General features: G+C 65.8%; 11 protein-coding genes and 2 pseudogenes. 3 read left to right on the forward strand and 10 right to left on the reverse strand.

The genetic code is table 11. The features are described 5' to 3' along the window. Positions 1-18: 18 nt before the first annotated feature. Positions 19-861 (forward strand): MFS transporter, encoded by an 843-nt coding sequence (locus NHF48_RS04515; RefSeq protein ID WP_253070409.1) that lies wholly within the window; start codon positions 19-21, stop codon positions 859-861. Positions 862-951: 90 nt separating this feature from the next. Beyond that, a complete protein-coding gene (locus NHF48_RS04520) occupies positions 952-1,869 on the forward strand; it encodes a hypothetical protein (protein WP_253070410.1) in 918 nt (305 codons plus the stop codon). Between the two features lie 4 nt (positions 1,870-1,873). Here the strand turns inward: NHF48_RS04520 and NHF48_RS04525 are convergent, their stop codons facing one another. The 4 genes and pseudogenes from NHF48_RS04525 to NHF48_RS04540 all read right to left on the reverse strand — a co-directional run bounded on the left by NHF48_RS04525 (position 1,874) and on the right by NHF48_RS04540 (position 4,897). Next, positions 1,874-3,670: a histidine kinase dimerization/phosphoacceptor domain -containing protein gene (locus tag NHF48_RS04525; protein ID WP_263816722.1), complete on the reverse strand. Its 1,797-nt coding sequence runs from the start codon at positions 3,668-3,670 to the stop codon at positions 1,874-1,876. Positions 3,671-3,740: 70 nt separating this feature from the next. Next, a pseudogene (locus tag NHF48_RS04530) lies at positions 3,741-4,043 on the reverse strand (hypothetical protein); the annotation flags it as partial. 183 nt (positions 4,044-4,226) lie between these two features. Then, a complete protein-coding gene (locus NHF48_RS04535) occupies positions 4,227-4,670 on the reverse strand; it encodes a hypothetical protein (RefSeq protein WP_253070413.1) in 444 nt (147 codons plus the stop codon). A gap of 95 nt (positions 4,671-4,765) precedes the next feature. Next, positions 4,766-4,897, reverse strand: a complete 132-nt coding sequence (locus NHF48_RS04540) for a hypothetical protein (protein WP_263816723.1) — start codon at positions 4,895-4,897, stop codon at positions 4,766-4,768. 273 nt (positions 4,898-5,170) lie between these two features. Between NHF48_RS04540 and NHF48_RS04545 the strand changes: the two genes are divergently transcribed. After that, positions 5,171-5,887, forward strand: coding sequence for a prolyl hydroxylase family protein (locus tag NHF48_RS04545; protein ID WP_253070414.1), 717 nt, complete (start codon positions 5,171-5,173; stop codon positions 5,885-5,887). 143 nt (positions 5,888-6,030) lie between these two features. On the opposite strand, the gene NHF48_RS04550 is transcribed toward NHF48_RS04545, so the two are convergent. The 6 genes and pseudogenes from NHF48_RS04550 to NHF48_RS04575 form a co-directional block, all read right to left on the reverse strand. Beyond that, on the reverse strand, positions 6,031-6,753 hold the full coding sequence (locus NHF48_RS04550; protein WP_253070415.1) for a L,D-transpeptidase: 723 nt from the start codon (positions 6,751-6,753) through the stop codon (positions 6,031-6,033). 1 nt (position 6,754) lies between these two features. After that, positions 6,755-7,702, reverse strand: a complete 948-nt coding sequence (locus NHF48_RS04555; protein WP_253072337.1) for a YDG domain-containing protein — start codon at positions 7,700-7,702, stop codon at positions 6,755-6,757. Positions 7,703-8,579: 877 nt separating this feature from the next. Next, positions 8,580-9,422, reverse strand: a pseudogene (locus tag NHF48_RS24670) (two-partner secretion domain-containing protein); the annotation flags it as partial. A gap of 56 nt (positions 9,423-9,478) precedes the next feature. Beyond that, complete coding sequence (locus tag NHF48_RS04565) at positions 9,479-11,161, reverse strand: ShlB/FhaC/HecB family hemolysin secretion/activation protein (RefSeq protein ID WP_253070416.1); 1,683 nt, start codon at positions 11,159-11,161, stop codon at positions 9,479-9,481. Positions 11,162-11,710: 549 nt separating this feature from the next. Further along, a complete protein-coding gene (locus NHF48_RS04570; RefSeq protein WP_253070417.1) occupies positions 11,711-13,093 on the reverse strand; it encodes a PepSY-associated TM helix domain-containing protein in 1,383 nt (460 codons plus the stop codon). Positions 13,094-13,107: 14 nt separating this feature from the next. Then, on the reverse strand, positions 13,108-15,387 hold the full coding sequence (locus tag NHF48_RS04575) for a TonB-dependent receptor (RefSeq protein WP_253070418.1): 2,280 nt from the start codon (positions 15,385-15,387) through the stop codon (positions 13,108-13,110). Positions 15,388-15,450 lie beyond the last annotated feature (63 nt).

Here is a 15,450-nt window from a genome sequence, read left to right on the forward strand (position 1 = left end):
CGCGGTTCCTGCCGGCGCTTGCGCTGCCGGTGTTCTGGGGGGACGGCGAGCGAAACCGCGGGCGAACTCGCCGGCCCCGAGAAGGCGGGCAAGGCCGTCGCCAACGTCTATCTCGGTATTTCCGGCGCGATGGTACTCGGCATTCCGCTCGGGACGCTCGCATCGACGGCATTCGGCTGGCGCGGTACGTTCTGGGGACTGTCGGGACTGTCGCTCCTGATGGCGGTGCTGTTGCTCGTCGTGATGCCGACGCTGGCCCGCCCCGCGCGCGTCAAGCTGGCCGAACAGGCACGCATCCTGAAGGACCCGTATTTCCTCGGCAACGTCGTGCTGTCGGTGATCGTCTTCACCGCGATGTTCACCGCCTATACCTATCTCGCCGACACGCTGGAGCAGATCGCGCACATTCCGGCGGGGCAGGTGGGCTGGTGGCTGATGGGCTTCGGCATCGTCGGTCTCGCTGGCAACTGGCTGGGCGGACAGTTCGTCGGTCGCGGGCCGTTGCTGGTGACGGCGATCACGTCGCTGGTGCTGGCGGTCGGCATGGCGGCGACGACTTTGGTCGCGGGCTCGCATGCCTGGCTCGCAGTGGCGCTCGCCGTCTGGGGCATCGCCAACACCGCGCTCTACCCGATCTGCCAGGTCCGCGTGATGCAGTCGGCGAGCCACGCGCAGGCACTGGCCGGTACGCTCAACGTGTCGATGGCCAATGCCGGCATCGGTCTCGGCGCGATCATCGGCGGTTCGGTGATCCAGCACCTCGGGCTCGGCGCGGTCGGCTATGTCGCCGCCGCGATCGCCATCCTCGCGGTGCTCGTCACGCCGATAGTCAACCGGCTGAAGCCCCGGAGCATCGCGTAACGATCGGGTTTCGTGCGGGAATTTACACACCCGCCGGACCCTGCATTCTGTCTTCGCGCGTTCGACCCTTCCGTCATTTGGAACCCAGTCATGCCCAAAGCCTCGACCACGACCGACTATGCACAGCGCGATGCCAGCATCGTCATCAACAGCTACACGACGGTATTGCGCCGCCCCCGCGTCCCGCACGAAGTTTTCGCGACCTATTGGCGCGACGTCCACGGTCCGCTCTGTTCGCGCATCCCGGGGCTCGGCTGGTACGTCCAGAACCATCTGGACCGCGAGCAGGACGCGCATCTCTGGCCGGCGATCGACGGGATCGCGCCGTTTGCGGACTATGAACTCGATGGCGGAGTCGAGATCGGCTTCGCCTCGAAGGCGGACCAGGACGTCTTCAACGCTGAGAGCCCCATCCTGTTCGCCGACGAACAGAACATGTTCGCCGCCACCGTCGCCTATGCGCTACCGAGCGGATCGCGCACATTGGTCGACCGGATCGCGGATCCGATCCCCAACGGCGACGACGGCTTCGACCGGATTCACGTCCATTTCGGCGCGGCGGGCGACGATGCGGACGCGTTCGGTACGTTCATGACGAGCTTTGCCGAAACGCTCGCGGCGGACTCAGCGGTGCTGAAACTGCGGCTACACTTGCCGGACCGCTACGACAATGCCGAACCCGCGCCGCCCGCACCCAACGTCGACCACCTCGTGCCGGCCGAGCGTGCGCTGATCGCGGTGATCGAATTGGCCTTCGAGAGTCCGCTCACCCGCCGCGCTTTCTTCGAGTCCGATATTTTCGTCGCGACGGAGGCTGCGCAGAAGGCCCACATCACTCATGTCCAGGCGTTCGCGGTCAGCGGCGTCTACACCTATGTCCGCGACAAGCAACTGACGACGGCAGGCCTGCGGGGCAGCCGTCCGGCGCAGTTGATCGAGCGGCTCGGCGCCAACAATCAGGTCGCGGACGACGTGCGTCACCTGATGCATACGGGCTCGACCGAGTAGCGGATCAAGCGTGCGGGAGGTCGTCGTTGATCGGCGCGCCGATGGTGACGCGGAGGCCGGGATCGTTGTCGGCCTCCTCGATCGTGCCGGACAGCCGCGCGACCATCGACATGAGCATCCGCGACCCGAACCCGGTCCCGGAACTCGCCTTGCCGCGACCGCGATCGGCAACGATCAGGCGAAAGCGGTTGCGATGCTGTTCTAGCGCGATCGTGATCGGCCCCGACGCGCCGGCATAGGCGTATTTGTTGGCGTTGATCACCAGCTCGGTCAGAATCAGCCCGACGCTGACCGCGCGATCGGTGGAGATCAGGATTGGCGCGAGTTCGAGTTCGATCTGGCCGCCCCATGACTTGTCCATCGTCGATTTGATCTCGGTACACAGGTCGCCAATGTACCGCGCTAGATCGACCGCCTGGACGTGCTCGTCGGAATGGAGTCGACGGTGAACCATCGCGACCGCGGAGAGCCGTCGCTGCGCCTCGGCGAGATGTGCGGTCAGGACGTCGTCGCCGACCGCTCGCGCCTGAAGGCCGAGAAACGCGGAGACGAGTTGCAAGCTGTTCTGGACGCGGTGATGGACCTCCTTGATGAGATAGTCCTTCTGCAGCAACAGGCTCTCATTGTCGGCGATCGTCGCGGTCAGCTCGCGGTTCACCTCGAACAGGCGACGGTTCTGGCGGGCGTCGAACATCGTCCGCTTCAACCGCCCGGCGGCCTCGATCTCGAACAAGGTCCACGGTACTGATCGGCCGCGAACCGCCTCGCTCCAGCTTTCGAACGACGCGCGTGGTGTTAACGGGATGTGAGGATCGACGCCCAGATCCTTGTGCGGATTGCCGGCCCAGTTCATCACCTCGATCTGCTCGGCACGAAACCAGATCAGGATCGTCGGCTCGTCGGTCGACATCGTCACCGCGAGAACGCCGCTGGCGAGATCCTGGAAACCGGTGGCTCCGGGCAGCTGTTCCGACAGCCGGTCGGTCGAGAAGGGGAGCGCCCGGCCGAGATCGATGACATGATCGGCGACCGCGCGGATGTCGTCATGGCGCGGCGAGCGGCCAGCGACGAACAATTCGGTCCCGCGAACCGCCGCGAAACTGTCGGCGCCCAGCATCCGGCACATGTCGTCGCCCGCGGTCGCGAAGAAGCCGGCGAGCGAGATGTCGCTGCCGAGCCGAAGCACGACCGCGTCCTCGGCGGTACGGAGGCGAATGCGCTCGCGGTAAAGCTCGGCATCCTCCTTCGCTCGGATCTGGCGGGCAAGGCTCCCGGCGAGCGCACGGCAGGCCATGCGGACATGCAGTGGCAGGAACTTCGGCGTCGGATGGTGGCAGGCAACAAGGCCCCACAGCGCGCCGTCGCGGACGATCGACACCGACGCCGACGCCGCGACGCCCATGTTGGCGAGATATTGCAGGTGGATCGGCGATACGCTGCGCAGCGCAAGATCGCTCATGTCGAGCGGCGTCGCGCCTGCGGGCCGGAGCAATGCGGGTTCATAGGCGATGTCGGGAATGATGCGGACACGGTTCCGAACGTACAGCGCGCGCGCCTGTTTCGGGATGTCGGACGCCGGGAAATGCTGGTTCAGGAAACTGCCGAGTGCGGGATCGCGGTCCTCGGCCAGAACGACCCCGGCGTCATCGTCGAGAAAGCGGTACAGCATCACCCGGTCGAACCCGGTCAATTGGCGAAACGTCCTGGCGGCGCGTTCGCACAGTTCGCGTAGTCCGAACGCCTGTTCGAACGTCGCCGCGGCTTCCTCCATCTCCACCAGGACATCGATTGGGGACGGCATCGCTATGGGGGGCGGGCTCGAGTTCGACGACGATTGTGTTCGATATGCGGTGTGCGATTGCGTCGAACGGCGTTTCGGTGCCGACGATCCGCGCGAGCACAACCGTGCTGGCGTTGGGCTTGGCCGCGAGTTGCGCCGAGACGGGTTGGCCGAGAAGGTCGTCGAGGTTCGCGCCGAGCCAATGCGGCGCCAGCAATTTTTCGATGTCGCCCGCGCCCGCCATGATCTTGAAGGTGCAGGCGTCGGCAACGAGGACGAGGCCGTGCGGTTGGATCGATCCTGGCCGGTGGATCGGTTCGCGGTCGCAGGCGGAAACGTCCGGGCCGTGCGACCGTGCACCGCCGTCTATCGCCTCGGGTAGAGAACCAGGCATGGCGTGTGCAATCCAGACGGAGGCGATCCGACACCGTAATGGGCCGTATCGTTACGCTAACGATACAGAAGCCGTCGGTAGGATCTTGTCAACGACCTGGATCAGCCGGAAGTAGTTATTGCGCTGTCGATACCCAACTAGCGCCACAGTCTTGAGTTTCTCTTATACGCCGGGATCGCTGGACTATCGTGCGAAGCAAGCGTTCATCGCCACGATCCGCGCTGCACCGTCGGTATGCGTGGCGTCACCGGGATAGTAGCGCATCGTCACGGCGAGCTTCGCCAGTTCGTCTCCGGTGAGCCAGCCCTGGATCTTGCCCTGCTGTACCGCCCAGCAATCCGCAGCGGCCTCACCCGGGCCAAAGATCTGGTGCGCGCATTCGTGCGTGTACCAGAAGAGTTGCTGTGCGCGCGGCAAGTCGAGGACGCGCGGGTGGAGGATGATGCGACCCTTGTACGCGGCGGCGATGTCGTTGATCGGCTGGATCATCGTGTCGACCGGCCCGCAGGTCGCGCGGTAGCCGGCGAGCAGGAGCGCGCCCGGCAATACCACCGTCTGCGCGGCTGAGGGTTGCGGGATGACTGCGAGCAACGCCGCGGCGGCGCCGGCGAGAAGATTTTTGAACATGACTATCCTGGCCCCGCGAGGCGCGAGGACGAGCAAGAGCAGAATGGGGGACGTCGGTGGGTCGGGGTGGCGTTCAGCGCGCGACCCGCGGGCGCCTACCGAAAGCGTTCGGTCTGCCGGTCCTTGATCCGCTGGGGGATGCGCTGGTTCTGCGCTTCGGTCGCGACCGCCAGGGTGGTGTGCCCGCCGGACCGAAGTCCAGCGCCCACGAGAAATCTCGGGTTCATGAATAGTCTCCGCCGATGTCGTTCAATCGCGTCACCCAGGGCTCACGCCGGCAGCGGAGCGGGGGATGTTCCCGAACTCTTCGGTAGGTGCGACTTATGCGCATCCATGAGGGCTGCGGTTCGCGATGTAGTCGCGCAACCAGCCTAACCTATGTTGGTCGTACAGGATAAACGTCGGTTATTTGATAAGGATGCACGTTGTACGAAACTTAACCTGCTTTATAGATTTAAGTCATAATCCATATCGTGATTCTTGTGAGTATTGCGGACTTTATGACTAATATTGAAAGCCTGTGCGCCAATTCGTACGCACGATCCACCGATCGTCGCGATGGTCAAAGCGAAGCGCTTGGCAGGGCGAACTCTGCCGAGCAGGTGCGCGATCGGATCCTGTGCTATCCCGGCGCGGTCCGGATGCCGGCCAACGGCACGGAGCTTTATATCGTTCGCGATTTTCTCACGCTTGACGAATGCGCCGCGGTGATCGCGCTCATCGAGGCCAATCGCGTGCCGTCGCCGGTCGTCGGCGATGCCCCGGTGTCTCCGCACCGCACCAGCGAGACGTGCTACCTCTATCCGGGCCCGGCGCCCGTGACTGCGGTCGAGACCAAGCTCGACCTGCTGACGGGGCTCGAGCCGCGCTACGGCGAAGCGTTGCAGGGGCAGCGTTATGGGGTCGGGCAGGAGTTCAAGCCGCATCACGACTTCTTCGATACCCAACAGCCTTATTGGCTCGACCAGGTAACGATGGGCGGCCAGCGGACCTGGTCGGCGATGACCTTCCTCAACGAACCCGAGGCTGGAGGGCGCACGAACTACCCGACCGCGGGGGTGATGATCGCGCCGAAAGCGGGCAACCTCGTGATCTGGAACAACATGGACGAGTATGGCGCGCCGAACTCGGGGTCGCTTCACCAAGGCATGCCGGTCGAGCAGGGCGTGAAGTACGTCCTGACGAAATGGTACCGCGAACGACCTTGGTGCCAGTGACGTAACGTTTGATCCTCCCCCGCAAGGGGGAGGTGGCGCCGAAGGCGACGGAGGGGGAGGGCACGATCAGGCCCGTTCCGTGTCCTCCCCCTCCGTGTGGCAAGCGCCAGCCACCCCCTGGCAGGGGAGGATCGAGAGTTCGGTCAATTAGCTCCGACCGGCACGGCGAACACGCTCCGCAACGGCTTAACCTCAGGCAGGATATAAATGATTCCGACGGTGCCGGTGAACAACGGCTTCACCACATCGTCGTAAAATCCCGGCGGCACGTTGACGCAGCCATATGAGATCCGGTTGTCGCTCGGTGTCGCCGATGCGAGCCGTCCGGCGCGATCGTCGACGCGGCGCCCTTTGATCACACGGTGCAGCGACAGCGCGGCATCATAGTCGATCCACAGGATATCCTGTTCGAAATCGCGCCCGAGCGAGGCCTGGAAGCGACCTGCCGGCGTGGTGCGCTCCGCGGGCGTAATCGTCGCTAGCTTGCGCTGGCCGATACCCGGCACGCTGGCGTCGCCGCGCGCCATCCCGAGCAACGCCGGCGCCCGCCCGCGCAAGATACCGCGACCGTCGAACGCGAGCACCACCGCGTTCACCTTGTCGATCACGACGAACGGCAGCGCATGATTGTCGTGCGACGTCGACACCCAGTTCACCGTGTCGCGCACGTCGTCGGACGTCGCCACGCCGCCGAACCGGCCAGCATCGTCTGGCGCAGCGGTCGCGACGATCGCAGCCGGCGCGGGGGACGCCGCCATGCCCGGTACGGCGGCGCCGCTCGCAACGATTCCCCAGCCTAGCAGTGCCTGCCAGCTCGCAAACCAGCGAGCGGGCGGCGAGACGCCGCGCCGCGCAGTCCCGATCATCTCAATGACGCGCCTGCTTCCGCGGATAATTCGGCACGGCTGGCGTGTTGGGCGGCGTAGGCTGCACGAACGGGCGTTCGACGACCGGTTGCACGACCTGCGGCGTTTCGGGCGTTTCGACGATCACGGTGCCGGGCCGTTCTGGCGCCGGATACGTCACGCCACCCTCGACCACCTCGATCGTCGGCGGCGTCGGTACGCGCACCGTCACCGGCGGAACCTCCAGAAACGGCCGCGTAGCATTGGGCAGGTTCGGAACAGGGGTAACGGGCGGTGTCACGGTTGGGGGCGGCGCGAGTACTGGCGGAGGCGTCGGGGTTGGCGTGGGCGTCGGCGTTGGTGCCGGTGCTGGAGCTGGAGCTGGCGCCGGTGCTGGCGCGGGTGCCGGAGCAGGCGCTGGTGCCGGAGCCGGAGCCGGAGCAGGCGCTGGTGCCGGGGCAGGCGCTGGGGCGGGCGCAGGTGCCGGGGCGGGCGCTGGTGCCGGAGCGGGCGCTGGTGCCGGAGCGGGCGCTGGTGCCGGAGCGGGCGCTGGTGCCGGAGCGGGCGCTGGTGCCGGGGCGGGCGCTGGTGCCGGAGCGGGCGCTGGTGCCGGGGCGGGCGCTGGTGCCGGAGCGGGCACTGGTGCCGGGGCGGGCGCTGGTGCTGGTGCAGGCGCGGGAGCAGGCGCCGGTGCGGCAGCCGTGATCGTCCCGGTCGTCCGGAACCCGGCGACGCAGCACGAACTCGCCAGCGCATATTGGTTCGCGTTCGCGCCGGTCAGCGTGTAGCCGCTGAAGCTGACGCCGATGCCCGTGCCTTCGCCGGTGCTGTCGAACGTCGCGGTCGCATTCGGGCCGGCGACCAGCGAAACCCCGGTCGGCGTCCCCGAGGTGCCGTTGGTGTTGAACCCGCTCAGCACCGCCGCATTGGTGCCGTCGGCGACCTTCTGCGCGGTCGGGAACAGCAGCATCCGCTGCGTGATGGCGGCGCCCCTCGGTCAGGACGAACTCGGTCGAGAAGTCGGTCGGCGTCGTGTACGAAACGGGGTTGTAGTTGATCGACACCGGCGCCGCGGTGACCGTGGTCGGCGGCGACAGCGCGGAGAACACGATCGTGCCGCCGTTGACGCCCGGCCCGGTACCGTCGGACCCTGCGATCAGCGTGAGACCGACTGGCAGGCCCAGGCTCTGCGCGGGGATTGTCGTGCCGCGGGTCAGCGTGACCGCCGCGTCGATCATCAGGTCATGGCCTGCGCACAAGGCGATGTTGCCGTCGGTCGTGGTGATCGCGTGGAACACCTGCACGTTGCGGCCGGCGTTGAGCAGGATGCTGCCGTTGGTCGTGGTCAGCGGCGCGTTGACGTTCACGTCGCGGCCACAGCAGGCGACGATGTTGCCGTTGGTGGCGGTGATCGGCGCGTTGATGTTGACGTCGCGAAACGCGTTCATCGTCAGCGTCGTCGGCACGCCCGACGCGGTCCACGCAACCGCGTCGTTGACGAAGATGTCACCGTTGCCGGTGGTCGTGTCGCCCGCCGCGGGGATCGTGCTGATCGTGATGCTGGTCGTCACGAGCTGTGCCGAAAGCGTAGCGCCCGAGATGTTGCCGCCCGCGCCGATCACGTAATCCTGCGGATCGATCAGCCACATGCCCGTCGCGCCGGACCGCGCGAAGGTCGAGACCTTGGCGCTATCGGCGACGTTGACGGTGGCCGCCGACGTCTCGATGAAGCCGCCATTGCCGCCGACCGGTGCACTTGCATCGAGCGTGCCGGCAAGGCTGACCGTGCCGGTCTTCATGTCGCCGAGCAGCATGATCGTGCCACCGCGGTTCTGCAACGTGCGGGCCTCGACGATGCCGGTGTTGTTGACCGCGGTGTGGAGCAGGTCGCCGGCCCCTTGCGCGGTCATCACGACCTTGCCGCCGTCGGCGCGGATCAGGCCGCCATTGCGGACCAGCGCGCCGACCGCACCCTTGTCTACCGCGACGTTGAGCAGCCCGTCGCCCGCCACGTCGAGCGTGATCGCCTCGCCGCCCGCCAGCACGACGGTGCCGAAGTTCGCCTTGATCGTGCCGCCGTTACCGACGTTCGCGCCGAGCAGCGCGACATAGCCATTCTTCGCGGTGATCGTCCCGTCGTTCTGAACGCTTGCGCCGCTCGTGCCCGCGAAACTGTTCTTGCCCGCGAGGAAGTCTGAGTCGGAAATGTTCAGCGTCGAGGCCACCAGGCCACCGACGTTCACGTTGGCGGTCTGGCCGAACAGGATGCCGTTCGCGTTGACCAGGAACACCTTCCCGTTCGCGGACAGGTTGCCGAGGATGACCGACGGGTCCGAGCCGAGCACGCGGTTCAGCGCGACCGAACTGCTGGTCGGCTGCTCGAAGACGACGCTCTTGCCCTTGCCGATCGAGAAGGACTGCCAGTTGATCGCCGCGCGGTCGCTGTTCTGTGTCACGGTCAGCGACTTGGTGCCGGTCGCAATGCTAGCTTGGCCCGCAACGACTTCGCCGCCGGTCGGCAGCGTCTGCGCCTCGACCGGGCGCGCTGCCATCGTGCCCGCGAGGCTGAACCCGATCAGCCAGGCGAACCGCGCGAGGCCGGTCGTGCCGAACAAGCCGCCGCGCTTGGTGCGCGTGACGGTGGGAGCGGGGCGACGGGTATTTCTAATCGACGAAGGGATGGGGGTCATGTGCGGTATCCTCGGTGGCGGCGGATGGCCGCTAAATTTTGGGGGTGCTGGTGCGCTCAGAATGTCTTCGAGAGCTGGAACCAGGCGCGGCCCGACTTGTCGGGGGCGGACGTCGCATCGGCATCGCCGAGCTTGCGTGCATAGGTCGCCTTGGCGGCGATCCCGTACGGTCCCGCCCAGCTCAGGCCGGCGCCGTACGCGCTGCGCTTCGCGTGGTTCGACCCGTCGAAATACGGGTGTTTGACGTAATCGACCTCGCCGACGTCGACGAACCCGAACAGCTGGAGCGCACCCGGAACGACCTGCGGCAAGGCCAGTCGCGCCTCGGCGGTGGCGACATAGCCCTGGTCGCCGTACGCCTCGCCCTCCGGATAGGCGCGCACCGCATAGGCGCCGCCCAGCTCAATCTTCTCGGAGATATCGAGGTTGCTGAACGCGATCTGCCCGCGGGCGGAGGCGAACAGCGACAGCGGGCCGGCGATCGTCTGCAACCGCGCGAAGCTGAACTGCACTTTCCCGTAGCTGCCGTCGGTGCGCGCGGTCAGCGCGTCGACCGAGCGCTCATAGGCGCCGCGGATGTCAAGATTGCCGACAGAATAGCTCAACGAATACGCGCTCCAGCCGCCTCCGAGCAGCGTGTCGTGCTCATCGCCACTAAGCCCTGCGGTGACGACCTGCGCGCGGCGGAAAGTGGTGACGTCGACGATGCCGATCTTGTCCTCGAACCATTTCACGTCGCCGCCGAGCGTCACGTACAGGTTGTTGTCGCGCGACCGGATCAGCGGATAACTCGCATAGACGCTGGCGACGTCGGCGTTGCCGCTGCCGTCCAGGCTGTCGAATTCCTTGCCCAGCGAATAGTCGAGATGCGCGAACGCGACGCCGAGCGTGACCTGGCCGATCGGTGCCTGGTACGACGCGCGGCCGTAAGCGAGCCCGGAGAACGAGGTCAGCGCGCGCAGGCTCAGCACGTCGCCCGAGCCCGTCGGGTTGTTCCAGTTGACGACGCCGCCGACGCGGTAGGCGCCGGTGTAGCGGTTGCCGGCATTGTCGGCCTCGACGCTGCCGGTGATGCTCTGGCCGGGGGTGATCGCGACCAGCAGGTCCGACGTGCCGACCGCGGTGCCGGGGCTCAGCGTCGAGGACACGCGCAGGCCGGGCAGGTCCGACAGCATCAGCAAGCGGCGCTCGAGCGGCGCGACCGCGACAGGATCGCCAACGTCGAGCCCGGCAAGGATGCCGTTCGCGACGCTGTCCGACAGTCGCGATTCATTCTTTACGCCGACCGCGCCGAAGCGTCCCTCGATGACGGCGATCGTCACTGCGCCGCTCCGTACGTCCTGTGCGGGCAGATAGGCGTTCGCGACGAAATAGCCGCGACTGGTGTAATAGGCGGTGATCCGCGCGGCGAGCGTCTTCAGGTCGGACAGGTCGAGCTCACTGTTCGGCGTGAATTGTGATGCGGCGATCAGGTCGGCCTCCGGGAACAGCGTCGCCCCGGTCACGCGCAGCGACCGGACGCGCGTCTTCGGGCCACCCGTGGCGGCAACGACGACGGGCGTCTTGCGCTCGAACCCGAAATCGGGCGCGGGCGTCTCGTTCAGCGGTACGGGCGGGATCTGCTGGAGCTGTCCACCGGCCCCGACGGGAACCTGCGCCTGCGCCGATTGCGTCGAAATCAGCAAGGCAGCCGGGCTCACAGCCGCAAGCGCGGCCGCCCAAAGGGTCGACTTGTACATGAACACCTCGAAAGTCACCGCGGATGGAAGGCACGGGTCTCCCATCCGCAGCAGCGGGAGCCATGTTCAATGAATGTGGGGAGAGCGTCCGAAGCAAGGACGAAGCCTTCGAAGATACTGGAGCCCGATTATGATCGGGTCTCAAGAATCTGTATGCAAACAGGCATCATGAGGCTGAAACGGTCCGTCGCGACGTTCGCAACGCTTGGCCTATTCCACCATACTTGATCTATGTATGTTACTAATATCAATTACAAGATAAATGTATGCTTAATTGATCATTAATTTACAACTATTGCAGTAGAGTAGCAGTCATGGGCGTGACTGGGGCCTGTTACGTGAGCGTGTAGATGACGTTGACGTAAAGAGCAGGGGGGATACTGTCAGTCGGGCCGGTAGGCAGCGGTATGCTGTTGCTGGAAGTGGTTAGGCTGCCGCAGGCACGCGTCGTAATCGGCATCCCTCGCACGCGGGGGCACGGTACGCCCGCCACCGACTGTCTCGCGGCCGTGGCGCAATCGCGCGCCGCAGCTATCCTCGATCGTTCCGCTATCGCCTCACCGCCGCGAGCAATACCAAGCGGTCGATCAGGAAGATCGCGATCACCGACATTCCCAGGATCGGGAATAGTACCCCGGCGAGAATCAGGATGGCGACCGCTCCCTTGATCCTCGTTGGGGAGACGCGCGCTGGCGCGGCAAGGCGGCCCGTCGGGCGGCGTTTCCACCACATCACGACGCCGCTGATCACGAGCAGCACGATCGCGATGCACGTCGTCAGCATCACGAGCTGGTTCGCGAGCCCGAAGTAATTCCCCATGTGCAGCTGGACGCCGAGCTCGATCGCCTTCGCCGCCCAGCCGTAATCGGGGTAGCCGACCTCGCGGATCAAGCCGCCGGTCCAGCGATCGAAATACAGCGTACGCTGCCCCTGCGGCTGATCGGGATAGGTGTAGGCGGTATAGACGCCGGTCGGTCCGCTCGGCAGGAACAGGCGATACGCACCCGCGACGTGATGGTCGCGCGTCACGGAGGTTGCGATCCGGTCGATCCCGGCCACCGCCGCATCGTCGCGGACCGCCATGGTCATCTCGTGGCCGGCATGACCGGCATGTTCGGAAGATGCCGTCGATGTCGGCATCGGTGCGAGTTCCATCGTCCATGGTGCCTCGCCGAGCGCGGTCTTCATCGGCACGCTTGCGGGCGCATTGTGCGTGCGGTTCGATGCCGGGTAGCCGATGCCGAGCGCCGCGGTACCGCGGTTGAGCAGGTCGCCCTGGATCCCCGCCCAGGGGAGGCCGGTCAGCAGCAGGAACGCGATGAACGCGACGGACCAGACGCCGATCACCGCGTGCAGGTCGCGCCAGAACAGGCGTCCCCTCGCGCCCAACCTGGGATAGAGGATACCGCCGAAGCCTCCGCGACCACGTGGCCACCACAGATACAGGCCGGTGACGATCAGGACCAGCGCCCAGCACGCAGCAAGCTCGACGATCCGGTCGCCGACCGTGCCGAGCGTCAGCGATCCGTGCATCTCGTCGGCGAACCCGACCAGCGTGCGGGCATAGATCGTCGAGCCGAGCACGCGGCCCGTTCCCGGATCGACGGCCACGCGGAGCGGCTCGCCGTGATCGGGGGTGACGAAGACGACCGCCGAGCGATTGGGCGCGCCCGGCAGGTCGATCCGCGTCGCGGCCCCCGGATGAGCCTTCAGCGCGGCATCGATCATCCGCGACGGCGGTACCTGCGTTGCATGGACCGCGACGAAGCGCTGCGCCGGATACAGCGCATCGTCAATCTCGTCGTTGAACAGATAGATCGAGCCCGTGACGGCGAGGATCAGCAGGAAAGGCGCGACGATCAGGCCTGCATAGAAGTGCCAGCGCCACAGCGCGCGATACGCTTTCGGATCGACCGAACCGGTGAATGCCATCTGGAAACCCCTGCTCAGAAATGCGTGGAAAGCGCGATTTCGACGCTGCGTGGCGCGCCGATATAGACGTTGGTCGTCGGGTATCCCGAATACTCGCCGTAGAACGCGTCGGTCAGATTGCGGCTGCGGACCGAGACCGAGGCTTGCGGTGCGACCTGATAGCTGATCGACGCATCGATGGTGGTATGTCCGCGGATGAAATAACTGTTGGCGGTGTCGGTGTAGAAGCCGGACACGTGCCGGACGAACCCGCCAAGTGTCACCGGAATTGCCTTGATCGTGTAGAGCGCCGAGCCGCTGACGGTGGTCGAGGGCGTGTTGATCGGCCTGTTGCCGGCGCGGTCGATGCGTGCGCCGGCGATCAGCTCGCTCAACTGGTCGTACTGCGCGTCGGTATAGGCGGCACCCGCGGACAGCGAGAGCGTGTCGGTGACCGCTGCGCCGATGTTGAGCTCGACGCCTTGCGACGATTGCTCGCCGCCTTGAATGGCTTGCTGCGGATTGTTCGGATCGCGCGTGAGGATGTTGGTCTGCTCGATCCGGTATGCGGCGCCGGTCATCGTCAACCGCTTGGCGAACGCGGCGGCCTTGAAACCGACCTCGTACGAGCGACCTTTGGTCAGCGTGTAGGTCGTGTTGACAATCGACTGGAGCAGGATCGAGGATACCGGCGTGACGGCGGTCGTGTATTGGCCGTACACGGTTATGTCGGGCGTCACGGCGTAGGTGGTGCCGATCCGCCAGGAGAACGGATCATAGGTCGGCGTGCCCCGCGTGACCGTACCGTTCGCGTTGAGGTTGGTGATGACGCGGGTCAGGTCAATGTGATCGTAACGCGCGCCGCCGACCAGAAGCCAGCCCGGAGTCAAGTTGAGCGCATCCTCGGCGAACACCGACGCCGTCTTGAGCTTCGAGTCATAGACGACGTTGGTCGTCGAATACGCGGCATCTCCGGTCGGGAAGACGCCGACGATCGGCGCGAACGGATCGACGTTCGCGATCCGCACGGCCGCATTGCCACCGACCGGGCTTTGCTGGCGCGGGTTGACGAAGTTCGTGTAGTTATATTCGCCGCCCAGGCTGAACCGGTTGCGCAGTCCCGCGATCACGCTGTCGTTGGCGATCACCAGCCGTTCGTTCCAGAACCTGTGGTCGTGGTAGATGCGCTGGACCGACCGCGCGAAGCTGCCATTGGGGAAGGCGGCGGTGGGGGCGGTGAAGTTCTGATCGCCACTCAGCACGAAGTCGCGCTTGGCGTGATACCGAGTGAAGTCGTTCGCGACCGACCAGCCGCCGCCGATCGCATAATCGATCCGCGACCGCAGCGTCGTGTCACGTGCGCCGGAATAGGCGCCGTACGGATTGTAGTTGCGACGGCGCAGTGCCTTGTCGAGCACCATGCCGTTCTCGCTACGCAATGCATCGCTCGGATCGCGTGCGACGGCGGCGGAGACGAACGGCAGCCCCTGATAGCTGCTGTCGTACCGGTCCTCGTAATGGTCGACGGCAAAGAGCAGGCTCAAATCGGCCGACGGCTTGAACAGGATGCTGCCCGTCAGTCCGACCGAGCGCGTCGCATTGTCGTCGACGTCGTACAGGCTGTCGGAATGCATATAGCTCGCGTCTGCGCGGACCGCGACGGTGTCCGACAGTTTCAGGTTCACGCCGCTGGCCGCGGTCGCCGTGTCGAAGCTGCCGATGCTCAGCAAGCCATCGAGATGGTCGCCGTCGAACGTCGGCTTGCGCGTGACCTTGTTGATGACGCCGGCCAGCGCGCCTTCGCCGTACAGCACCGAGGCTGGCCCCTTGATCACTTCGATCCGGTCGAAATGCCACACATTGGTATCGCGTTGAACCACGGTCGAGGTGGAGATACGGACGCCGTCCTGCAGGATCGAGACGGCGCCGCCCGAAAACCCGCGCAACGTCACGACCGCGGGGTTGCCGGGGACGTTGCCCGCGATCGCGCCGACGACGCTGTTGAAAGCCTCGCGTGCGGTGCGCAGCCCCTGCACCTGCATGTCCGCCTGCGTCAGCGTCTCGACGGTCGCAGGCGTCTCGCGGACCGAGAGGCCGAGGCGACTGCTGGTATCCGATTTGCGATCGAGCTTCAGCTGGTCGCGCTGGCCGGTGACGACGATCTCGGCCTTCTTGTCGATCGCGTCGTCCTTGTCAGACGCGTGGGCGGTCCCCGAGAACGCGACGATCGATGCCGACGCGAATAATATGGTTTTGAACATGTGAATCCCTGCTGGACCCGTCCGCACATCGAGGTGCGGATCGGATACCTTCATCCCCGCGGACTTGCCGCGCGTGTCGAAACCGGTCCACCGACGTGGTGGACCAGCCGAAGCATC

It is taken from the genome of Sphingomonas sp. H160509 (assembly GCF_024124765.2).
Classification (GTDB): domain Bacteria; phylum Pseudomonadota; class Alphaproteobacteria; order Sphingomonadales; family Sphingomonadaceae; genus Sphingomonas.

Bases quoted from the DNA above. Each gene is read 5' to 3' on its own strand.
- NHF48_RS04550 (WP_253070415.1), bottom strand. From the start codon at position 6,753: ATGATCGGGACTGCGCGGCGCGGCGTCTCGCCGCCCGCTCGCTGGTTT.
- NHF48_RS04570 (WP_253070417.1), bottom strand. From the start codon at position 13,093: ATGGCATTCACCGGTTCGGTCGATCCGAAAGCGTATCGCGCGCTGTGG.
- NHF48_RS04540 (WP_263816723.1), bottom strand. From the start codon at position 4,897: ATGAACCCGAGATTTCTCGTGGGCGCTGGACTTCGGTCCGGCGGGCAC.
- NHF48_RS04545 (WP_253070414.1), top strand. From the start codon at position 5,171: ATGACTAATATTGAAAGCCTGTGCGCCAATTCGTACGCACGATCCACC.
- NHF48_RS04555 (WP_253072337.1), bottom strand. From the start codon at position 7,702: ATGCTGCTGTTCCCGACCGCGCAGAAGGTCGCCGACGGCACCAATGCG.
- NHF48_RS04535 (WP_253070413.1), bottom strand. From the start codon at position 4,670: ATGTTCAAAAATCTTCTCGCCGGCGCCGCCGCGGCGTTGCTCGCAGTC.
- NHF48_RS04565 (WP_253070416.1), bottom strand. From the start codon at position 11,161: ATGTACAAGTCGACCCTTTGGGCGGCCGCGCTTGCGGCTGTGAGCCCG.
- NHF48_RS04525 (WP_263816722.1), bottom strand. From the start codon at position 3,670: ATGCCGTCCCCAATCGATGTCCTGGTGGAGATGGAGGAAGCCGCGGCG.
- NHF48_RS04575 (WP_253070418.1), bottom strand. From the start codon at position 15,387: ATGAAGGTATCCGATCCGCACCTCGATGTGCGGACGGGTCCAGCAGGG.
- NHF48_RS04520 (WP_253070410.1), top strand. From the start codon at position 952: ATGCCCAAAGCCTCGACCACGACCGACTATGCACAGCGCGATGCCAGC.